Source organism: Nocardia noduli, from assembly GCF_019038455.1.
Taxonomy (GTDB): Bacteria; Actinomycetota; Actinomycetes; order Mycobacteriales; family Mycobacteriaceae; genus Nocardia; species Nocardia noduli.
Genome location: NZ_JAFMPL010000073.1, coordinates 1 through 21,365, shown reverse-complemented (window position 1 = coordinate 21,365; position 21,365 = coordinate 1). Strand labels below are relative to the sequence as shown.

General features: G+C 64.8%; 16 protein-coding genes and 1 tRNA gene. 13 read left to right on the top strand and 4 right to left on the bottom strand.

Annotation, left to right across the window (positions count from 1 at the left end; all coding sequences use genetic code 11):
• Positions 1-237 precede the first annotated feature (237 nt).
• The 7 genes from JZ792_RS28910 to JZ792_RS28880 all read left to right on the top strand — a co-directional run bounded on the left by JZ792_RS28910 (position 238) and on the right by JZ792_RS28880 (position 5,798).
• Positions 238-319: transfer RNA gene (locus JZ792_RS28910), tRNA-Leu, on the top strand.
• A 307-nt stretch (positions 320-626) separates the two neighbouring features.
• Positions 627-923 (top strand): hypothetical protein, encoded by a 297-nt coding sequence (locus JZ792_RS28905; protein ID WP_216915363.1) that lies wholly within the window; start codon positions 627-629, stop codon positions 921-923.
• Positions 920-1,999: a tyrosine-type recombinase/integrase gene (locus tag JZ792_RS28900; RefSeq protein WP_216915361.1), complete on the top strand. Its 1,080-nt coding sequence runs from the start codon at positions 920-922 to the stop codon at positions 1,997-1,999. Before JZ792_RS28905 ends, JZ792_RS28900 begins: the two co-directional genes overlap by 4 nt.
• Positions 1,996-2,859, top strand: coding sequence for a DUF2637 domain-containing protein (locus tag JZ792_RS28895; RefSeq protein ID WP_216915359.1), 864 nt, complete (start codon positions 1,996-1,998; stop codon positions 2,857-2,859). The genes JZ792_RS28900 and JZ792_RS28895 overlap by 4 nt, the downstream gene beginning before the upstream one ends.
• A gap of 239 nt (positions 2,860-3,098) precedes the next feature.
• Positions 3,099-3,749, top strand: coding sequence for a Fe(II)-2OG oxygenase family protein (locus JZ792_RS28890; protein ID WP_216915357.1), 651 nt, complete (start codon positions 3,099-3,101; stop codon positions 3,747-3,749).
• The gene (locus tag JZ792_RS28885; RefSeq protein ID WP_216915355.1) at positions 3,746-4,681 is read left to right on the top strand and encodes a hypothetical protein; all 936 of its coding nucleotides are present in this window, start codon (positions 3,746-3,748) and stop codon (positions 4,679-4,681) included. Before JZ792_RS28890 ends, JZ792_RS28885 begins: the two co-directional genes overlap by 4 nt.
• A 106-nt stretch (positions 4,682-4,787) precedes the next feature.
• Complete coding sequence (locus JZ792_RS28880; protein WP_216915353.1) at positions 4,788-5,798, top strand: putative endonuclease domain-containing protein; 1,011 nt, start codon at positions 4,788-4,790, stop codon at positions 5,796-5,798.
• A gap of 701 nt (positions 5,799-6,499) precedes the next feature.
• On the opposite strand, the gene JZ792_RS28875 is transcribed toward JZ792_RS28880, so the two are convergent.
• Positions 6,500-6,838 (bottom strand): hypothetical protein, encoded by a 339-nt coding sequence (locus JZ792_RS28875; RefSeq protein WP_216915351.1) that lies wholly within the window; start codon positions 6,836-6,838, stop codon positions 6,500-6,502.
• A 470-nt stretch (positions 6,839-7,308) separates the two neighbouring features.
• Here JZ792_RS28875 and JZ792_RS28870 point away from each other — a divergent pair, with 470 nt between their 5' ends.
• From JZ792_RS28870 to JZ792_RS28845, 6 genes are all read left to right on the top strand, one after another.
• Entirely contained in the window at positions 7,309-7,914 is a 606-nt protein-coding gene (locus JZ792_RS28870; RefSeq protein WP_216915349.1) for a hypothetical protein, read from the top strand.
• A gap of 128 nt (positions 7,915-8,042) precedes the next feature.
• Entirely contained in the window at positions 8,043-8,429 is a 387-nt protein-coding gene (locus JZ792_RS28865) for a hypothetical protein (protein ID WP_216915347.1), read from the top strand.
• Between the two features lie 237 nt (positions 8,430-8,666).
• Positions 8,667-9,737, top strand: a complete 1,071-nt coding sequence (locus JZ792_RS28860; protein WP_216915345.1) for a DUF4192 domain-containing protein — start codon at positions 8,667-8,669, stop codon at positions 9,735-9,737.
• 451 nt (positions 9,738-10,188) lie between these two features.
• Positions 10,189-11,106, top strand: a complete 918-nt coding sequence (locus JZ792_RS28855) for a site-specific integrase (protein WP_216915343.1) — start codon at positions 10,189-10,191, stop codon at positions 11,104-11,106.
• Positions 11,107-11,589: 483 nt separating this feature from the next.
• Positions 11,590-11,997 carry a hypothetical protein gene (locus JZ792_RS28850; RefSeq protein ID WP_216915341.1) on the top strand — a complete coding sequence of 136 codons (408 nt, stop codon included), beginning with the start codon at positions 11,590-11,592 and terminating at the stop codon, positions 11,995-11,997.
• Positions 11,994-12,323 carry a hypothetical protein gene (locus tag JZ792_RS28845; protein ID WP_216915339.1) on the top strand — a complete coding sequence of 110 codons (330 nt, stop codon included), beginning with the start codon at positions 11,994-11,996 and terminating at the stop codon, positions 12,321-12,323. The genes JZ792_RS28850 and JZ792_RS28845 overlap by 4 nt, the downstream gene beginning before the upstream one ends.
• A 101-nt stretch (positions 12,324-12,424) precedes the next feature.
• Here the strand turns inward: JZ792_RS28845 and JZ792_RS28840 are convergent, their stop codons facing one another.
• The 3 genes from JZ792_RS28840 to JZ792_RS28830 form a co-directional block, all read right to left on the bottom strand.
• On the bottom strand, positions 12,425-13,195 hold the full coding sequence (locus JZ792_RS28840) for a hypothetical protein (protein WP_216915337.1): 771 nt from the start codon (positions 13,193-13,195) through the stop codon (positions 12,425-12,427).
• Positions 13,196-13,553: 358 nt separating this feature from the next.
• Positions 13,554-17,948 (bottom strand): hypothetical protein, encoded by a 4,395-nt coding sequence (locus JZ792_RS28835; RefSeq protein ID WP_216915335.1) that lies wholly within the window; start codon positions 17,946-17,948, stop codon positions 13,554-13,556.
• Positions 17,941-21,069 (bottom strand): hypothetical protein, encoded by a 3,129-nt coding sequence (locus JZ792_RS28830; protein WP_216915333.1) that lies wholly within the window; start codon positions 21,067-21,069, stop codon positions 17,941-17,943. The genes JZ792_RS28835 and JZ792_RS28830 overlap by 8 nt, the downstream gene beginning before the upstream one ends.
• Between the last annotated feature and the right edge of the window lie 296 nt (positions 21,070-21,365).

The following is a 21,365-nucleotide window of genomic DNA, read 5'->3' as shown; positions in this document are numbered from 1 at the left end:
TTACCCCTCGGTATTCAGGTACGAAAGTGCCAGAATTATTAGGAACATGACCCTTCCTCATATTTGAACCCGCAGGTCGTTTCAGTTACCAACGCGTACGAAACATGAGCGCTCCTCATGTTGACCGTTGCGAAACCGTTATAATCCCAGGTCGGGTTACCGGCGAGTACGACACTCGCCACATGAGCTTCGCGATCGCGGTCAAGGCCGGTAGAGTTTGGACGGTCGTACCATCAAGCGCGAGTGGCGAAATTGGCAGACGCGCCAGATTTAGGTTCTGGTGTCCACGGACGTAGGGGTTCAAGTCCCCTCTCGCGCACAGATCTCCGTCATTCGTGACAGATATTCGTGCAGTGTGCGCGAGGGCCCTTTATCCCAGGAGCCTGAGCTGTGATTTCCCACTCTGACCTGCGCCTTTCGGTGGCGCGGATGCCATTTCCCGTCATTTGTGCCGTATCCCGGATGTTTGCTGACGGAAGCGATCAGCGGTGATCGCACCGGTCATCCCGCCGCAGACCCCGTTGCAGGAACTCGTTTCAGGACCACAAGTCACGAACCGCTCGGTCCGTCCCCGAAACGGGCACATCCGGTACGGGATGTGCACGGTCGGCTCCGGGGGCCGGATCGTGGACCGGACAGTGTTCACCGCACTCGAATGGCAGCCGGGGATCCGGCTCGAATTGACATGTCTCGATGCCGGTGCTTTGCTGGCCCGCCCCGCATTCGACGGGAAACTCGTGTTCGCCGAGGGCGGTTACTTCCGGGTCCCCTACCGACTGCGCCGCCGGATCAGGCTCGACATCGGTGACCGCGCCCTGTTGATCGCCCACCGCACCAGCCGTCAACTGCTGATCCACCCACCGGCCGCACTCGACGAACTGTGCGCGCCGAGCATCACGTTGGTGAGCGAGGCCCACCGATGACTACCTCCAGCCACTCGCCGGTCACCGCCGACACCCTCGCCGCAGCGCGGTTGCTGTTGACCCAGATGGGTATCTCCCCTGCTGATCTCGTCGACCCCGGCACGACGGTGCCGACCTTCGCCGAGGTCATCCCGAAGGTGCGGGCACGGCTGTCGCCGGGCACCCTACGTACCTACGAAACCCATTTCACCCACCTGCTCATCCACTGTGCCGAGAAGCGCTTGGACGAACCGGCGAAGGCCGAGTTCGAGGACATGGCCCGCCGGATCCAAACCGAAGCACGTACCAACCGGGCCTCGCGCGGCGGTACCGGCGCTGCGGAGAATTTCGTCAGCGCCCTGCGATGTGTCTATCGGTTCGCCGAGGATTCCGGCTGGATCCGGCCGGTAGACAACCCCGCCCGCCGTATCGCCCGCCCGACACGACGCCCGTCACAGCGGTACGCGATCGGATCGAATCAGCTGTCCGAAATCTGGACCACCGCCGCGACCACCGGCGACGACCCCGAACTCGACGCGCTGGCGCTGCGCCTGCACATCGAAACCGCCTGCCGCCGCAGCGGTTCCCTGACACTGCGTCCGCACGACCTCGACCCCGACCAGTGCCTGATCTACCTGCGGGAGAAAGACGGCAGCGACCGGTGGCAGCCGGTGTCGCCGACCCTGATGCGGGGCCTCGAGGAGCACGCGGCCGAACGCGGGAGCCCACGCTCGGAACAGTTGCTGCGCTACCGCAACGGCAAACCCATCACTTCCCGGCGCTACGACCACATCTGGGACCGCGTCGGTGAGGAACTGCCGTGGGTCACCGCCCAGGGCGTCAGCATGCATTGGTTGCGCCACACCACCCTCACGTGGGTCGAACGGACCTTCAGCTACGCCGTAGCCCGCGCATACGCGGGACACCGCGGCAAGAACGCGGGCGTCACCACCACCTACGTCAAAGCACACCTACACGAGATCGCCGCCGCGGTAGCCGTTCTCACCGGCGAACCCCATCCGCTCGCCCCCGCCTACCGCCACGACCGACCGGACCGTCCGCACGCCGACACCACGATCGGAGGGACCCACTCATGACCGATCACGCTCGCACCTCATCCACCGGCGCCGTGCACACGGCGCATCACGAGGCCGACACACCGAAATCGCGTGCGCACGGCTTCTTCTGGGCCGTGCTGGCCGTTGCGGCCACCGTCAGCATCACCGGCAACGCTACCCAAGCTCTCCTGCACCACACACCGTTACCGGTCGTGGCCGCCGCTGTTGCGGTCATCCCGCCCTTGGCGCTGCTCGCCGCTGTGCACGGGGTGACGGTGCTCGCGCGTGCGCACACCGCGACCCGCGCCACCCGGTGGGTCGCGACCGCGATGACCGTGCTCATCGCCTCGGGCGCGTTCTGGCTGTCGTTCACCGCCCTACGCTCCCTTGCCATCACTGCCGGAGTACCCGAGGCGGAAGCGTGGCTGTGGCCTGTGATCATCGAAGGGTCCATGGCACAGGCCACCGTGGCATTGCTTGCGCTCGCCCATTCCGCCCACGGCCCAGAGCGTGCACACGCCGTCGAGCCCGTAGAGCCGATCGCCGATCTGTTGCCGGACGGAGTGGACCCTACGCGGATAACGCCTCCGGCGCCCGAGCACGCCCACACCATTGCGCTCGCACCCAGTTCCGAGGATCAAGAATTTGCTCAACTCGCACTGCGACTGTGCGCACGGGACCCGGCTCGGCGTCGAGATCCCGAACTCGTCGCCAAAGCCCTGACGCACCATCACCTCGACGGCTGGAATCCCACCCGCATCGCGAACGAACTGAACAAGAGCCGCTCCACAATCAGCCGAATACTCAGCGAAGCCGCAGCTTTCAGCGACGACAGACCTCCCCGTGCGCAAACGACACCGACGTCGAGAGGCGAGCTCCAGTTGCCACGGAACAATTGACTGCGCAAGCTCAGATGCCGCCCGTGGCGTCGCGGTCGATCGGGGCGGTGCGCTGAGGTACTGACCCACCGGTCAGGCGAGTTGGATTTCGAGCCCTGAGATTGGTACAGATTGACCGTCGCTTCGGGCCGAGACGCACGCTCGCCCGAAGCGCCACCAACCCAAATCTCTCGGATGCCCAGGTAGTAGACAGGCGGGCTCCAGCTTCTGCCATATCGGGATCGGAAGGAGTTCCAGCGTTGACCGAATCGCCCGACGACGTCCTTGCTCAGATGATCCGCGATTGTCGGCAAAATGGCTGGGCGTCCTCGGTGATGCCTTTCTTCTATGTCGAGAGTTTCGCGCGTGAAAACGGTTGGGAGCCGGTGGCGACCAGACGCGGTGACTCGTCGATATCACGACTCAAACCCACTGAGACCAACGCAGCAAATCCCCGGTCGATCAGTGCGGTGAGCGGCTCGGGTGAGCAGCTGCTGCATGTCGATGGCGCCCATCTTCACACAGTTCCCGACCTCGTGGTCATGCACGCGTCCATCCCCAGCCCGACACCGACACGAATGTGGAAGCCGGGGTTCGATATACGACACTCCCACGCGGTTCGGCACGGGGTCTTCTTGGTGGGAAGCGGACGACAGACGTTCCTGGCAACCGCCGTCGATGACTGCGGATTGCGGTTCGATCCCTACTGCATGGTGCCTGGTGACAAGAGAGCACGGGACGCCTGGACGACACTGACAACCTACGGTGACATCCACGAACACCGATGGGATGTCCCGAACTCACTACTGTTCGTAGACAACCGCGCCGTTCTCCACGGGCGCGCGAAGGCGGTCGCGGACCAGGATCGCGAACTCACAAGAGTCGCCTACCAGGCGGGGACTTCCAAGTGACCACACCTTATGGTTACGACCAGTTCTGGGTGAAGGCGAAGCTGTTCACGAACCGGGCGATGGACCCATCCGACGACAGAACCGAGGACGAAAAGCAACTGTGGGCCGCCTTGGCACTCGAACTTCTCGCGAAGGCGGCGCTGTGCAAGGTGTCACCGACATTGGTGGCCGAGCCGACCGAAGACGGAGCACACGTGCTGACCGCCGCCGGGTTGATCGAAGGCGAGACCCACTTCACAACCGCACGCGCATCAACGATATTCAAGCGGTGCGAACGTGCGTTTCGGCCTTTCAGCGCATTCGAAGCTTTGAAGATCTCCGGTGGTCGAAACGAGTATCTTCACGGTGCCGCGCTCGGCATCACCAGGATCCCCGCACATGCGTGGTGGCCGCAGTTCTGGGCGCAGACAGATATCCTCCTCGCGGCGCAAGGTACAGATCTGTCCATGCTTGTCGGCACTGACCGGACCGACGAGGTCGAAAAGCACCTCGCCCAGAACAAGCAGAATATTCAAAACCAGGTGACGGCACGTATATCGGCTGCCAAGCAGTCCCTCCTCCGTTTTCGCGAGGGCAGGATGACCGGACCCGAGCAGGCCAAGTGGACCACCGCCTCGCAATGGATGCCGATCATGGCATACCGAACCATCACCAACTGCCCAGCCTGCGAGAACGCCGGCTGGCTAGAGGGAGACGAAGTCGTCGACCGGCGAGTCACCGAGTACGGTGCCGACGAGCGAGATCACTTCGTCGGAACCATCGCCGAGGTCGATGTCGCACCAGACTATTTCAGCTGCCCGACCTGTCATCTTGTGCTTGAGAGAGCAGAATTGATCGCCGCCACCGACCTGACAGATGACGCGTTCACCGTCGAGGTGGATCCAGAAGATCTGGACGATTGGCCAGACGAGGCAGAGTACGGCAACGACTGAGTTCTGAACTCACTGCGCCGCTGGTTCGGCGACTTGTAGATCGCTGTATCCAGCATTCTGCTGAGAATGCTGAGCTGAAGCAGGATTCCGGCACGACAATATCTTCATGACCGAGTGGCCTTCTCGCTTCGCCGACCTGCCGGAAACAGTGACCTCAGAGAACCTGGTGGTATCGACGCGGACCCTCCGCGCCGCGATCGATGACACGTTGATGGCGGCGTACACCCGGGTGGACCTTGAGATCGTCCTTGCGGAGGAGCTGAAACTCGTGTGGCCCCAGAACAACCTACCTGGTGATGCCCCCACCAAACGCGACCTGATTTGGTCCTACACTCCCGACTGGACCGTTCCTCAACTGGTTGGACTGGCGAGACAGATAGTCGCCGAATGCAACATCACCGCACGCAGCGAGTTGCCCAACCTCATCACTGAGTACGACAAACGCGGAGGTGTCACATCACCAGCCAAGAACCTGATCTTTGCAGCGAACGGACCCAAGCCGGAACTGGTCCTGCGCGACGCCGTCAACAACGACATCGAGATCACCAAGAACGCCGAATACTGTCTTGTTTTCGACGCACCCATCCCGGCGGGCGGCCTCACCTTCGCCCAGATGGTCCAATGGTGGCGGCAGCAGGCACGGTTCGGCGATGACGTCGATGACCGCACGGTGGGACTATCTCTCCATGACCGCCTGCGCGCGAGTATAGGCGACAATGGCGGCGAACAGCTGATTTTCGACACCTACTGTCGCCGCTACAAATCGCGCGGCTTCGAGATTCCGGCACTGATCCCGCAGGTCTACTTACACTATGACCCCTACACGATCCGCACCCGGGGCGAGGAGAACAAGCCACTCACTCGACAACGAATGGACTTCCTGATCTTCTTCAGCGACCGGCAACGAGTCGTTATCGAACTCGACGGAAAGCAGCACTATTCAGACAAGAACGGAGCCGCTGCCCCAACTCTTTACGCCCAGTTGGTCGCTGAAGACCGCCGACTGCGGCTCGCGGGTTACGAGGTCTATCGGTTCGGCGGTCAGGAACTCACCATGCCTGATGCGGCAGGCATGCTGTCCCTATTCTTCGACGAGTTGCAGCACCGCATGCGCTGAGAGGCACAAGTAACCGTCCTCACGCCGAATCAACTCTGCACGGCGCAGCGTCGCACTGGGGCAGCTTATCCCTACCATCTACCACCACATCGCTATCCACTAGCCAGCCGAGAAGGCTGCTATATGGCACGATTTGCGCGATGCTAAAGACTGGAGGTATACAGTCCATCTGCCCCCGGAGGACTTGAATCTCATCGGTACACTCACTGTTTTGCCTGGTCAGAACGCCGACCTGGCACTTCACTGCCGCTCAACCACCGGTTTCGCGACACGTCACTACATTTCGCTACAAAATATAACACCCTTCTGATGTCACGGGCATCAGGCGGTTTCGGCGAGATCGAACCTCTTCTGATGACCGCGCCATCAGAAGGGTAAGGCATCCTTCACCACCTCGGAAGTCCCCGCCGACGCGCTCTGCCTGCCTCCATTGACACAGCAAAAACGCAAGTCCAGCGACGCGTCAGTGTGCGTGCTGCCCGCCAGGTCCGCGGACAGCACGCCCCGAGCACCTGATCGCGGTCACGCTCGCTCTCGGCCAGCGATCCCGGCCGTGCGGGTCAATCGGAGATCCACACGACCTGACCGGGCGTCTCCATCCAACGACACCGAGCGTCGCTGCCGTGGTTCGACCACCGTGGTTACCGCGAGTGGGCGAAGCAGTCGCGTCCGTCGACCGCGCTCGATGAGCCCGCGCAGGCTCATCGTCGGCGTGGGAGAGACTGCCGCAGTGCCGTCGCGTGGTTGCGTAGGACTCCTGGCAGTTGCACGATGGCGACCGTCTCGATGGTCTGCTCCACTACTTTGCGGTTGAGCCAGCCGACAGCCCTGTAGCGAACCTGGGCGGTGCCCGATTGCGATGCCCGAGCTACAGCGGGGTCGAGGCGAATGCGTATGACCAGTTCGTCCAGGGCAGCCGCGATCTGATGCGGGCTGCCTCTGTGTCGAGTTTTCCACCATGCCTGTGTTTCAGCGGACCAGCGCAACTCCACCGTGTAGTCGAGTTCCGGACTGGCGCCCCCGCTCGCCGAAGTGTCCATCACCATTCATTCTCGCCCCTGCCACAACACCATTCCAGGCTCGGGCAGGATGGCGTCTGTCACAGGCGCCGGTGAAAACTGCACGGCCAGCATAATTTTCGCCCTTCATGTGCGTCGATGGTGTGGAGCCTGACGCTTGGTCGATACATGGTCGCCAGTGCCATCACCGGCACTGTGCGTTCCGGAGTCATCGCCGCCGCGCAAAGGCCCGGTGCAGACAATCGGGCCGAGGACACCGTGGTGCCCAGAAGCCCGCCGCCGGTCCCTCCCCGCCGGGTTCATAGCGCCCACTTCGACGCGGGAACTCGCGTATGCGTCACGATTCGGAAGGAACCAGCATGTATCAGACTTCGGTAAGCCCTCGACAACGCGGCCAGCAACCGCTTGGATACTTCAGAGAAGATTCATCGACGCCGACTGCACTAACGAGGCGCGGTCCCGGCGAGACGGTTTCGGAGGGGGACCCTCGGATGGGCCTGGATATCAACTGCCCGCAATGCCATCGGCTCGATCTCGTCCAGAGCGTTCCCGCGCTGTGCGCCGACGGGATGTCGACCAGCTATGGAACGAACCTGTACTCGGGGGTCGGTATCTCGACCTCCGGCCTGGTCCCCATTGTCGGTACCGCAACTATCGAGCGAACCCACACCACGAGTTTGGCGCGCGCCTTCGAGCGCGGGCCCGCGCTCGTGCCGACAGGTCGTCTGACCAGGATCGGTGTGCTGCTTCTGCTCATGCCGCTGCTGACCCTGGGTCCGGCGATCGCGGCGTTTCTGGAACCGGGCCAACCGCGCACGGTCATCAGTTTCATCGGGACGATGATGATGCCCGCCCTCTTGGCTATCCCCGCTGTGGCGACCCTGTTGGGAGCCAGGAGTCGCCGCCGCCTCAACGCCCGCATTGCCCGCGGTCGACCACACGCGCACGCCGTCTGGTCTACCGCGTTCTACTGCCACCGTTGCGGTCTCGCGTTCTGGCCATACTCGCCGGTCACAGGTGTGCCCGCCCGGCAGTCGGTGACCCCGCAGCAATTTCGGTGGCTGGTGTGGAACGCTGCGGGCTACCACAATCTCTGACCGCCACCATCTGTTGGGGGCGACGATCATTCAGGGAGCCCCACACCGCCAGGGCTGCTCGCCGAATCGGTAATTGCCGCGTCGGAATTCGCACCGGTCGTTTCCGGACGGGTCCGCGACACCTCGGGGTGATCATCGGACTCTGGAATTGTCGAGTTGGAGTGTGTGCGTGCCGCGCCGATCAACTGGCGGGCCTGCTTGACGGTGAGTTCGAGCAGTTCGGCGACATCATCGTCGCTTTGACCCTGGTCACGGATGAGCGCGGCTGCCGCAGCCTGGTCCGCGCGAAGCCGCGCGATCTGTTCGGCAGCACGATTCTGTACCGCGCTGATCTGCTCACGCAGACCCGCGAGGTCACGGTCGCGGGCGTTCTCGCATCCGCTGATCTCCTGCCAATCTTGCAAATAGCGCCGCACCGCAGCCGCGATCACGCGTTCATGTTGGCGGGCGAGCACACGACGGGCAAGCACCCGTTCGTGCGTACGTTCCAAACGGGCAGTCAGTTCCGGAGATGAAGATTTCCGCGGAGACCGCGGAGGACGACGCGATGACATCACTGAACCTCACACATAGTCGTTGAGTCAGTCCGCTGATCCGTCCACTGATCAGGGTACGCCCCCTCACCCACTACAGCCAGGTCATGCGGCGTCGGACGCACCGACCAGACACACCTTGCACGCCCCGACCTCCGACGTCACCGCCCGACCGGCTCTGTTTCCGTTCGCCCCATCGTCTCTGAAGGGAGTTCGACCATGTCCGCATCCGGCTACGTGGACCGTCCGGGCGATTTCATCGCCTCCGTCCCGGGCTCACTGGGTTTCCTGCCGCACCGGTCATTGATCCTGGTCATCCTGCGCACAGACTCGGCAGGTCTCGAGGTCCGAGACCGCGCCGTGGTCGCCCGCTTCGACCTGACCGACACCACCGCGTCCATCAGTGCCCGCCTGCGTCACGTCATCGCCACGATGGACGCCGATGTCGTCCTCGCGATCGTGGTAGACGACCGCCTCGCTCTCGGCACCGTCCCGACCAGCGCGCCGCCGCCACCGAGCCGGATCCTCCTCGAGCATCTGACCCGTGACCTGATGCCCGGCCCAGCCCGGATACGCGGTGCGTGGGCCACCGCCCACATCACCGCGGGCGCGGCGTTCTGGTCACTGAACGACCCTGCGGACCGGGGTGTGCTACCCGACCCCGCCCTCACACCCGCAGCGCTGCGCCGCACCGTGCTCGGTCTACCGATCCAACAGTCCAAAGCCGCACTGGCCGAAACGTTGACCGGGGATCCCGCTTGTGTCGCGGCGGTCGCAGCGTTGCTCCCCGACACGCTCACCACCGCGCAACTGGCACGCAGTACCGCCCACCACGAGGAGGAAGTCTCGAGCTTCGACCAACACGGCCTGTGGATGGTCCTGACCCGGATCAGCGACATCGCGACCACCACCAAATCCCTGCCCCCACCCGTAGTGGCACGTCTGGGCGCAGAGTTGAGTATTCCCGCAGTTTCACAGTGTCTGCCCGCGACCGCGGTCGGCGAGCATCGCACCGCTGCCGAAGCACTGTGGACGCAGCTGACACGTTCTCTCACCGGTGCCGCTCGCGCCAACCCCGCGGTCCTGCTCGGCCACAGCGCGTTCCTGCGCGGCGACGGCGTCCTCGCCGCTCTCGCTGTCGACATCGCGCTCGACGCTGACCCCGGCAACCTCACCGCACGCCTGATAAACGCAGTCCTGCACCACGATCTGCCACCCCACGCTCTGCACCGACTCGCCCGCTACGGCACCGCAGCCGCAGCCGATCTCGGCATCCACATCGATCAATGACACCGCCATCTGCGCGTGCCCTGTCGAAAGCGGTGACCAGAGCCGTCAAGCCACGGCCGGAGGCCCGCGGATCCCGCGATGAGAATCTGTCGCCCCCGACGACCACACGCAATTTCATGATGGCTTCGGGACCGGATCTAACTACCTACGATCACTTCCTGCTGAGTCTGAGCGGCGTTCTGTAGCCAGTGAGTGTTGTTGCTGAGGGGTGTTGTTACCCTTCGTGATTGAGGTGGACTGGGTGCTCGAAGAGCGTTGGCAGATGTACAGGTACGTCCGGAGTCGCACGGCCGATGGTGTGGCCGAGTTACTCGGGAATGTGTTGCAGTGGAATCATTTCGGTGATCCGTCGGGCGTGGGTGCGTGGGAGGGGCAGCGGTTCGCAATCGGTCCTGATGGTCTGCCCGATCTTCGCGTCAATTGGTGTCTTGGGTCGGCGAAGTGGCGCAGGATGGCGCGGACCACGCAGCGGGATTATGCGTACTCGCTGCTGGTGTGGTTGAACTATCTGGCCGCGATCGATTCGAATTGGTGGAATGTCGATGACGAGGTGGCGACGGAGTTCTTGTTCTGGCGGGTCACGGATCCGGCGAACGAGCGGACGGTGCGGACGGGGAGTTTCGCGCGGGATCTGGCCGGGCTGAAGAAGTTCTACAAGCTGGCCGGACGCCGCTTCGGCGTCGCCGATCCGTTCGCCGACATGGAGCCGCCGCGGATCGTCAGGCACGCGGATGTGAAGTGGCTCGACCCGGGTGGTTACGAGCGGTGGCGTGATGTCGGGATCAGGGGATTCGATCTGACGGGCCGCCCGGATCCGTGGTGGAGAGGGCGCAACGAGCAGCGGGATCGAGCGTTCGTTGATGGCCTGTACGGGAATGGGCTGCGTGTGTCGGAGTGGGCGAGTGTGGCGCTGCCGGAGTTGCCCGCCTACGAGCGGCGGCGAGGCTTCTTCACCTGCGAACTCGCAGATGGATGCGCCAAAGGTGGTTACGGGCACAAGTATTGGATCCCTCGCACCGCGCTGCGGACCGTGTTCGACTATATCGAGGGCGCCAGAGCGGCGACGGTCCGTCGCGCGCGAGCCTCGGGCCGCTATGAACGGGTCGAAGACCTGAGGATCGTGGTGGAGGTCCACGGCACCCGGTCGGTGACGACATTGTCCGACGGTCGGTATCGGCGTGAACTCTGGAATGATGTGGGGCCGGATGCTCGCCTTCGTCTGTTTCGTCGGACTGCGCAGGGTTTGGAACCGGTGGCCCTGTGGTTGAACGAGAACGGCCTGCCGCGTGATCCGGGAGGGTGGGAGCACACTTTCACTGCCGCCAATCAGCGGATCGAGTCGCTGGGTGTGCAATCCGGAAAAGGTTGAGAGTGTTCCGGCGAATGATGACAGCGGGTCGAGAATCCAGGAAAAGTTGAGAGTGCGTGCGCATACCGCTGCCCTGGGTGAATATCCATGCATCCGGCGATGTGTCACTGTGACGAAACAATGCGGATGTGGTTGATGTGATTGATGTGGTGGCAATCGCCCACTCTCACCTCTTTCCGGATTCGGCCCCGCGGAGCTGCCGATCCCGACGGTATGGGGGCACCTCGCCGCGGCGCGACCGCGAGTTTTGGCGGCCTCGGTGCGGCGGGTGTGGCGGCAGCACTCAGGGACGCCGTGGGCGTCCCTGAGTGCCACTCCCCTGGGTCCCCTATTGTGCCGCAACGGTTTTGCCGATAAGAGGGAATTATGTCAAGTAACGGCCACTTCGGCCATTTGGCCCCTTCTGCTGTCCCTCCGTCACGGATCCAGCGCGCCCATCCCCTCCGCTGCGCAAACACGAACACGAACACTGGCCAATTCGGATTGCGACATTACTTGCTGGCCGTGGTCTACGCCGGGATCGATCTGGACAACGCTCCCTTGTTCCGCGCCGGTACCGGCGCCCAATGGCGTGCGCGCAGTTGCGGATACGCCATGCACACCTTCACCACGATCACCGCCTCGCGAGCGCAGCCGTGGATTCAGCTGATCGCCACCTTCGAGCGAGATCTGCCGTTGTCCCGTCACGAACCGGGCAGCCTGCCGACTCTGTACCGCTATCTGTTCGACCGCACCGGCGGCAAGATCGGATCGCTCAAGCATCTGCTGCTCGACGCCGCACTCGATGCCATCGAAGACGGCCGCGAACAGATCACGCGAGCACTGCTCGACCAGATCGACACCGATGTTCAGATCGCGCCACCGGCACCCCGCATCGCCACCTCGGCATGAATGCGGCGAGCCTGATCGTGTTACCGCTGCCGGTCGAAGTCTGCGACGCCGGACACTACGCCGCCTACCCGGACAACCTCCTCGACACTGCCTATGCGACAGGTGTCGAGTTGGGCTGCTGCGTCGGCTGTGAATGTGGCCAGTACGTGTTGGTTGTCGCGTGGCCAGACCACGTGAGGCTGATGGAGTACGGAGACCACGGGCTGCCCGAGGAATTCGCCGCCACCGGTTGGCCACTCGTCGAGGCGGGAAACCCCATCATCGGACCGTTCCAGTGCCGCGCCATGCTGAAACCCGCCCTGTTTCTCCACCGCGCTAACCACTGAACCGGTGGAGGAATTCGGGACAGTGCTCGGTCGGTCCAACCCCGAGCGAGCAAGATACTGCGGAAGTTGGGGTTGGCGTAGCAGGGAGACCGCAGGGCCGCTCACTTTCCGCGCTGTGCAAGCCACGCTTCCAGGGCGGCCTCGGCCACCTCGGCACGGTTGAGCCCATCCTTGAGCGCGGCCTGCTCCACTCGCAATGTCAGATCGTCGTCGATGTTTGTCGCGAAATTCGCCTTGCCCGCCGGCACCGGTGTCGGCGGCGTAGCGAGTTTGAGCCAGGGGAACTTCTCGATGATCTCCTTGAAGTGGGTGTGGTCCAGCACGATCGGGTCGCCCGCTTCGAACCACTGCAGGATCTCGCAGGTGGCCGCGCCTTTGGCGCGCGCAACGCCACCGCGGTGAGCGACGTCGATGCGCAGCTTGCGCAGGTCGCCGAAGAACGGGATTTGGAAGTCTCGCGGCTTACACCCGTGTGCGTCGGCGAGCCGGTGTCGGTAATCCTCCTCCCAGCGAGAGAAGAACGTCGGCAACCACATGTGTCCGCCCCAGGCGTGATGCCCGCTGCCATGGTCGAGGGCATCGAGCAGCAGATCGGCCGCGACGGTCGTCGACGATGCCTTCCACACAGGTAGCAGCCCGTTCGGATCGCATACGTCGAAACCTGCAGGGGTACGGACCTTCGGCACGCTGTAGCGGTAGGTCCGCCCGAGGAACGGGACCTCGACGCCCCTAATCAGTTGAACGGCTACCGTGCCGGCTCGCGGTGCCATGCGAGCTACCGCGATCGTAAGCAGCAGCTCGGTCCGCATGTCTTCGAGGATCGCGACGACAGCGTCGCTGCCGATCGCGTCTGTACCTTCATCGGTCTTCACGTCGCGATAGTCCCACCCGGCACCGACGCCGGGGGCCGCTGCGGAATGCACCGCACGACGAGGTTTGATGACAGGTGTAGGTGAAGCCCTGACAAGCCCGCCGCTGAATACGGGTCTCTCGCATGGATGGTTGACGGTGTCAACGAGCGATACCGCACTCTTGATGCGTTTCCCGTCACACCAGCGCGCCGTAAGGTTTGGTTGTTGAATTGGACGCGTTCCTCTGTGTCCGGTCGCCGAGCGGTCACGAAACGTGCCCGACCACGGCGTGGTTCGACTGGACGCCGATGCCTACGACAGGCTCGATGTCGCGCCTAAGTAGTTGCAATTCGTCAGATCGCCGAATGCTATATGCAGGTCAGTCGAGTTCCACATGCGCGGCGTAGGTCATCCGGGTGAGGGCGCCTTCGCCGAATTCCGAGTCGCTGCGGAGGATCTCGTACTCGGCGACCTCCAGGCGCATCCGCGTGGTTCCGCGTTCTGCGGGGAGCTCTATCGATTCCTGCTTCCACAGCACTTCACCGTCGAAGCCCACGTCGACGGGTGTGACGAGGTCGAAAAATGAAGTCGAGTCCACATCCGGGTGGGGTCCGGAGGCGTATTCCCAGTCGAGCTCATCGGGTGTTTCAACGCGGGTGGTTTGCACCCGGAAGGCGACGCGCGGTGGGGATGGCATGTGGGGGGCTCGTCCCCCGAGTTTGGCGGTGATCCGGGTCGTGCTGTTGTCCTCCCACAACACGGTGAGTGTGCGGTCGGGGGCAAGCTGGACGAACTCGCCGAGCACGACGGGCGAGAGTTTCACGTCGATGAGGGCTGTGCTGCCGTCATCTCGGACGACCTCGATTTCTTCCAGCGAGTCGGGTTGGTAGCGGACGAACGCAATCCGCACGAACGGCCAATAGCTCCACGGGAGCCGCCGGAGGTCGACCTCGATGTCGGCGTAGAGCAGTTCGCGTCTGGTGTCGTAGACGGGCTGGAAGCCGACGACGGTGACGGTGACGTCGTCGGGTAGTCCGGGCAGTGTCAGCCCGGACTCGGTTCTGTCATTGTTGGGAAAGTGTCCTGGTTCGAGGTCTACCACCTCATGGCTCCGCCGGGCACGCCTCCAGGTCGCGTCGGCGCCGTAGCGGGTGCGTGACTCGTCGGGGGCCGGGTTGTTCGTGTCGGTCTGCAGGACGATGCCGAGCAGCTCCCCCTCGCCGGAGTCGAACCAGTCCAGATCGAGATATACACGCAAGGATCCGCCGAGTCGTTTCACCCCACGCGACTCCCAATCGTCGGGCGGCTGCGTGGCCTGCCATTCGAAGGTGGGCACCGCGTACAGCACCGGAGGTTTGGCGGGCCGCGCTGAGCTGAGCACGTTGGCCTCGATGACGTCGGCCGGGTCGGTGTCGCGGACGAGGGACATGTCGGGTTTCATGTATTCACGGAACCGGCTGGTGGCCCGTATCAGGTAGCGGACTCTGCGGTGGCGGGTGTCGCCGAACTCGTGGAATGCGGCAGAACCCTGCGGGAAGTTGTCGTGGTCCGGCCAGTCCGCACGGACGATGGAGCTGTATGCGACGGCCTCGCGCGGCCGCTGGATCACACCCTCGGTTTTGTCGACGAGCCATTCGTCCCAGCGTGCAATGACGTCGATACGGCCGGTGCTCGCTACGTCCAGCCTGATGCTGCCGACGAGCTCGGCGCGGGTTTCGCCGAGCTGTGTGCGGATCGCGGTGAGGGCCGGCAGGTATGCGGGGGCCTCGATGCCGCGCTCACGGTCGCGGTGAGGCAGCGGGCGTTGCACGGCGTGCACCAGGGTGAGGGTGCGTGGCGGGGAGATCATCCAGTGCGCACCGCTTTCGGCGTGTACGCGTAGCTGTGGGTCGCCGTCATCGACGATGTCCCACACGCCGTGCAGGTCGAGCCCGGCGGGGCCGACGTAGCAGCTGTAGAGCACACCGACGCGGGTGGCCTTCGCCAAGAATACGGTGAGCAATCGTTGTGCCTCGTCCCAGTTCGGCGCCGGGATCTCACCGAGTGGAGGGTCGGCCACCATGATGCGCAGCGGCTCCAGGTCGGGCCAAAGGTGCTGGTTGAACGGGATCCGCAGCAGCGGTGCCCGCCCGGGCAGCACGGGCGGCAGCGGGTCGCCTGTCGGGGTGCGGGGTTCGAAGGTGTCGGGGTCGAGCAGGCCGGGCAGGCCGCGCAGCGCCACACCGGCCACGAGCGGATCAGGAAGATACGGCGTGGGCAGGATGGTGTTGGCGCGGTTGATCCAGTAGCCGCCGCGTCCGTCGGGGTCGTCGGGTGTGACGGGTTGCGGGTCACCGGCGTCGATGGTGGGTTGCGGATGGCCGATGTCGACGGTGTGGATGTCGATCACCTTTTCGTCGGCGAGGGTGCCCGATTCGCGCAACGCGAGCCGGTAGCCGGCATCGGGATCCCCGGGGGCCCCGTCCGCACTGGGGAAGGCCATTTCGAACCGGCCGTGCAATTCGGCCGTCAGCTGCGAGGTCTTGGGTGGGAAGAGGTGGCGGGTGCGTTGCGCGGCGGCGTCGGCCTCGGTTGCGCCCCAGACGTTCTGGTCGTAGTCGGGGTTGGGGATGTTCCAGTCGTTCGGGTCCAAGTCGGGGTCGGGGTTCCAGTCGCTGCGCAACACGAGGTGTTCGAGCGACTCTCCCGGTAGGTAGGGCCGCAGCGCCAGCGCCGCGGGTGGCCCGGCGGGTTCGAAGCGCCGGTAGGTCACCGAGTCCGACGCCGCCAGGTCGGGGTCGGTGGGGTCGGGCGCGGCGACCGGCTCGCCCGCCATATCGACGCCGAGCACCCGGAACCGGTAGCTGTGTCCGTAGCGCAGCCGCGGCAGCGTGCCGGGTTGTGGCACGAAGCTGGTGACCAGCCGAAATTCGGTCTCGGCGGTGCTGATCGGCGGCATCGGGCGGTCGTAGAGCTCATCGGCAGGTGGCGTGCCGTCGAGGCGGTTCTCGATCGTCTTGCCTGGCCGCGGCGCGGTCAGGCTCCACCCGGTCCATCGGGCCAGGACCTCATGCACATACAGCGGGTTTCGCTCGCCGGCCTTGCGGGTTCCCGAGCTGCCCTTGACATAGCCCTCGTCGGAAATCGCGGGGAGCACGCGCACCGAGGCGCCGGTGGCATCGACAAGGCGGTAGGTGCCGACCCGGGCGCACAGCGACCGCCACTCGCCGCCGTCGGTGGACACCTCGACGCGGTAGCCGCGCAGCAGATCCTCGGCGAACAGGTCGCTCGGCAGGCCGGACGGATCGTCTGCACCGGCGCCGGGCGGACGCGCCGGGACCGAAAGGCTCTTCGCCGCCACGAGCCGATCGTGCAGGTAGAAGGCTCGGTCGGGCCGGACGATCGCGAGCCCACCCGAACGCAGCGACGCGAGCGCCTCGCGGGAGAGGCTGTCGATACCCAGCTCGCCGCGCAGGTCGAGCTGGCTGCGGCGTTCGAGCGTGGCCGCGAGATTCACCGTCTTGATCGCGGCCCCGTCGGTATCGATCTGGACGACGTCGAACTGGGGCTCGTCGCTGGCGAGACGGTCGCCGGCGCCGCGCAGATCGAGCAGCCCACCGCGCAAGGGGGAGTCGGGACGGTTGGCGGCGGCGAAGCTGTCCGGACCGAGGGTGGTGCGGGTAGTTGGGGACACGTCGCTGGCTCGGGGGAGCCCATCCCACAACGGGATCACCCGCACCATACCGGGCTCGGTGGTCGGGCGTGGGACGCGGAGCCGGATGATCATGCCCAGGGTGCGCAACAGCGCCGGGTAGTCGCCGAGCGCGCCGAGTGCCTGGTGAAAGTCCAACTGCGGCACGGCGGGACGGATCGGGTCGGGTTCCTTGGACTCAGGGCGCTCGTAGAACCGTTTGACCCGAGCGAAGTCGAAGGTGATGTCGCGTGCGGCGAGCGCGGCCGCCATGTCCCCGACTCGGCTCGCGGGCGCGATCACTTTGTGTGCGTCCATCAGCTGCTCGAGTTCGTCGACCGCCGGCAGCCGGGCAGGACCCACCGGTGGGCGGGCCCGATACGAGGACGGGTGCAGGACCGTCGGGGTCTCGATCCTCGGCGGTGTCGGGTCCGGCGGTGTCGGACGGGGCTTCCACCAGAAGATGGGGATGCCCAGCCCGGCGGTGACGAGCCTGCGCAGCAGCCTCCTCGGCAGCCGGCACAACCGGTGCAGCAACCGGCACGGCAACGCCAGACACCCCTCCCGGGGTCGCGTCGGTGGCTGCGGCGTCGGGTAGCCGTCCGGCTCGCGAGGCGGTTGCCCGCGTTCCTCGGCGACCCGCACGTCGGTGATCGGCCCGAGCGTGTCCACGAGGGTATCGAGATCGTCCGGGGTGGGTGGGTCGGTCGGATGCGCGCGCCCGATCGTGCGGTAGAGGTCGGCGAGGTAGGCGGTGACGAACCGGACCGGATACGAGTAGATCGCCACGTCGCTGAGGTCCTTGAAGCGCCACGGGCGGACGAATGTCGACGGACGGAACAGGTGGTTCCACGCCTCGTCGTCGAGCGCGGCGGGGATCACCTCGGCAGCCTGGCGGCTGCCGTCGCTACCTAGTTCGACTTCAAAGGTGATGTGGTGGGCGAGGGTGATGGGCCAGTGTTCGAAGTCGGGGAACTCCGACAGGGTGTGGCGGGGTTCGGTGGCGTCGATGCCGAGCCGTGGGGAGACGAACACGTCGAGGTATAGCGAGAGGGAGTCCGCGCCGCGGGGCAGCGCCGTCCACATGATCTGTTGCTCAGGCATAGGCTTGGCAATACTGGTTCCAGGGCTGCACTGTGGTGTCGGGCTGCACGGGGTCGGGGTAGGGCGCCATCAGCTCCGCGAAGGTTGGGTCGCTGCCGGAGCCGGCGAAGGTGCGTTCGCACTCCACCGTGACCGAGAAGGAGAACAGGAAAATATCGATCTCCACTTCCAACTCGGCGCGGCCGGTCGCTTTGCCCACAGCTTTGTAGGTGAAGCTGAGCGTCAGCTCGATCGACGCGGAGATCAGGCCGAGCACCGACATGTTTCCGCCGAGCCGGAGATAGCCGGTCAGGGTGCAACCCTCGGCGCTTTCGATCTTGAAGTAGATGCCGGCCATCACGTGCACGCCGCCCTGGGCCACGCCGAGGTCGATGGCCACGCTCGCGCCGAACTCAAGTGCGGCTTCGAGCACATCCACCCCGTCGGGGTCGACGGTGATCCCGAAGAAGCCGCCGCCGCCGAACATCGACACGGTCAACAGGAACGGTTCCTGGCGGGTACAGAAGGCGAACGAGACCGTCAGTGGACGATCGATGAACGGGATCGCGAAGCTGGCGCTCAGGCCGAGATTCTGCAGCGAGAACACACCGACGGCGAGGCTGGGCAACGACAGCGAGAAGCTCGACGTGATTCCGGCGTCGGTGACCTCGAGCGCCGGCGGATCTGCGAAACCGTCCAGCGGGATGATCGACTTGAGTTGCTCCACGAACGACAACGGGCCGGCGAACACCACGTCGTTGAGTACCACGTCGACATCCGGTTTGCGCCCCGCTGGGGCGCGGAACCTGATTCTGTCGAAATGCAGTTCGAGGAATGTCTTCTCGCCGCCGAGCAGGTTCATCTGGAAGTTGTCGATCCAGGCATCCACATCCGACTGCGGTGGGCCTGCTCCGCGGGCGTCGATGGTCACCCGCAGCCGCATCGTGGTCGTTTCGTCGACGACGAACACCGGATTCGTCGCGGGGTAGTTCTGCGGCCGTGGGGTCCACTCGTACACTGCGCGCAGCGTGTCGGCGTCGCCCTCGGTCACCAGCCGCGGCATGTTCGCCGCGGGCGCGCCGCTGGTGAACCCGTGCAGCACCTTGCCGAGAGGGAGAATGCCGAAGAGCTTGGCGGTGTTGTCGAAGAAATCGGCGGGATCGAAAATGGCTGTTGCGACGTTGTCGAGGGAGCCGCCGACCGGGCCGAGCTGCCGGGACAGCCCGGTGATCTGCATGTTGGGCTGGATCAATCCGCCGGATCGCTCGCCGTTGTCGCTGAAGCTCAGCCCGATCGAGTCGCCACGCTCGAAGATCGCCGCACCGGTCTGCCCGTCGAACGTCAGGCTCGACGGGTCGACGAGCCGGGCGATCACCTCACGGGCGTTGGTGCCGCCGAGTCCATTGTCGCGGTACGGGTCGGGGTAGGCGACGGTGACCGTCGCGTCGAGTCCGGCGACCATCGCAAGCGAAGGCGCCCGCACCTCGGCGGTGACCAGCTCCGGCCAGAACCCCGGCTGTCCGTCTCGCGACGGCCCCGACGCGGGCGAACCCGTGAACACCATCCTGGACGTGGTGAAGGTCGTGTCGCCTGTCGGGCCTTGCGCCAGCGCCAACGGCAGTCCGCCGGCATCGAGTCCAGGCTGCTGCGCCCTGTGGTAAAGGTCCTGGGCGAGAAGGATCGTCGGCCTGTCCCAGGCTCTCGTAGAGTCCACCCATACGAGCGGGGTGACCAGGTCGAACTTGTTCTGTTCCGCGTCGATGCCCATCAGGGAGAACAGGAACGGTTCGGTGGAGTCGGCTGGGCGGATGAGGAAGAAGGATTCGTCACCGGGCACCGCCAGATCTGGGGTGATCACGGTGTGGAAATGGACCGAACGCAGCGGCATCGTGTACCACTGCGGCTCAGGTGCTTCTTCGTAGGAGCGTCGCGGCTGACGCACCACGATGAACTCACTCTTGATCAGGATCGGCGGTTCGCCGGGCAAATCGCTGAATTCTCGCTTGGTGACCTTGACCTTGGTGGCGGGATGCCCGAACGGGTAGAGGAACCCTTTCCTGACGATTTTGACGAAGTGATCGCGGCCCTGGGTGGCTTGGTGAGTCCACTCGATCAGGCTGGTGACCTCGTCTGGCGGATCCCAGTGACCGGTTGAGTGAAGCCAGGCGCCGAGCGAGCTGAGCGCCAGGCGGTTCACCTCGACCGGTTGCGCGATGAAGTTCGTGCGCGTCTGCTTGGCGTATCGCCGGTTGCCCGACAGGTGCACGATGTCGTGTCGATCCCGCTGACTCATCACGTCGTCGGGAAACGGCTTCGGCGGCTCGTCGTCGGGATTGGGCAACAAGACGCCCGGCCACCTCGGCCGGTTCGGGAACCAGGGTTCGCCGTCCCCCTGCCGCATCCACACCGCCCGCACCCGGCGTCCGGCCCCGAGTTCGGGCCCGATCGATGTGCCGGGAGCAGGCTGTAACCGGGTGTGCCACAGCTCGACCCGGCTGCTGGTGGGGTCGGCGACCGGGCGGGGCGCGTGGGCGAAGCCGGCACGCTCATCCGGGGACAGGATCAACCGCAGCGGCAACTCGATGGCCGTCTCGGCGGGACCGGGGGCCGCCGTGTCCGGCGGGTCCCAGTAGAAGCACAGTCCCCTGAGGAACCCCAGAAACCCAGAGATGTCAGGTCCTCGCACCGCGTTGCCGGGAACCGCCAGCGTGCAGGCATTGAGCAAGTCGAGGATCGCGTCGAGCCGGTAGGCGATCGGAAGGAGGCTCGGGCGTGTGGGTACCTCGAACACCACCCGGGTTGGACCCGCCGCCCGCGATGGTACGACGTACCCGTGCGGTGTGTCGTTCTCGCGATAGGCCGCTTCGGCCACATGCTGGGGCGGCAGGTGCACGATCACCCGCGGGTTCGCACGCCGTCCCGCCCGGACAAGCCGACGGTCCGGCCCCTCGCCGTCGATGTCGATGTCTTCGAACTCGAACTCACACACGAGCAAGTCGTCGGGTCGAACGATATGCACCCGCATAACAAATTCGCCACCTTGAGCGACACGAGCAACAGGCCGAATCCTGCCGCCTTCAGTGTATCGACCCGCGCCCTTCGCACGCGAGTAGTCGACTACTCGAATCGATGGGTTGCGCATGTCCTCAGCAGTACCTCGCCTGCGTTGCGTTGGTCGATGCACAATGCGGGTCGCGAACCCCCGTTGAAGATCGGTACAGCACCGGGTCGTAGCCTTGTTGAACTCGAGATCAGCGGCTGCGGCGGTTAAGCTCACTAACCACTGCCAGCACCGGATCCACCGTTAATCGGGCTCTGGCTCACTTCCGGTGGTAGCCGCGTTGCTAGGCCAGGAGGATGCGGTGGCGGAGGAGTCGGAAGCTGGCGCGGCCATACATTTGTCGTTTGATCAGTTTGGTTTTCGTGTTGACGCCCTCG

Excerpts from the sequence above, each read along its gene's own strand:
- JZ792_RS28830 (WP_216915333.1), bottom strand. The coding sequence starts at position 21,069 with ATGCGCAACCCATCGATTCGAGTAGTCGACTACTCGCGTGCGAAGGGC.
- JZ792_RS28875 (WP_216915351.1), bottom strand. The coding sequence starts at position 6,838 with ATGGACACTTCGGCGAGCGGGGGCGCCAGTCCGGAACTCGACTACACG.
- JZ792_RS28900 (WP_216915361.1), top strand. The coding sequence starts at position 920 with ATGACTACCTCCAGCCACTCGCCGGTCACCGCCGACACCCTCGCCGCA.
- JZ792_RS28860 (WP_216915345.1), top strand. The coding sequence starts at position 8,667 with ATGTCCGCATCCGGCTACGTGGACCGTCCGGGCGATTTCATCGCCTCC.
- JZ792_RS28880 (WP_216915353.1), top strand. The coding sequence starts at position 4,788 with ATGACCGAGTGGCCTTCTCGCTTCGCCGACCTGCCGGAAACAGTGACC.
- JZ792_RS28870 (WP_216915349.1), top strand. The coding sequence starts at position 7,309 with ATGGGCCTGGATATCAACTGCCCGCAATGCCATCGGCTCGATCTCGTC.
- JZ792_RS28835 (WP_216915335.1), bottom strand. The coding sequence starts at position 17,948 with ATGCCTGAGCAACAGATCATGTGGACGGCGCTGCCCCGCGGCGCGGAC.
- JZ792_RS28895 (WP_216915359.1), top strand. The coding sequence starts at position 1,996 with ATGACCGATCACGCTCGCACCTCATCCACCGGCGCCGTGCACACGGCG.
- JZ792_RS28855 (WP_216915343.1), top strand. The coding sequence starts at position 10,189 with ATGGCGCGGACCACGCAGCGGGATTATGCGTACTCGCTGCTGGTGTGG.
- JZ792_RS28845 (WP_216915339.1), top strand. The coding sequence starts at position 11,994 with ATGAATGCGGCGAGCCTGATCGTGTTACCGCTGCCGGTCGAAGTCTGC.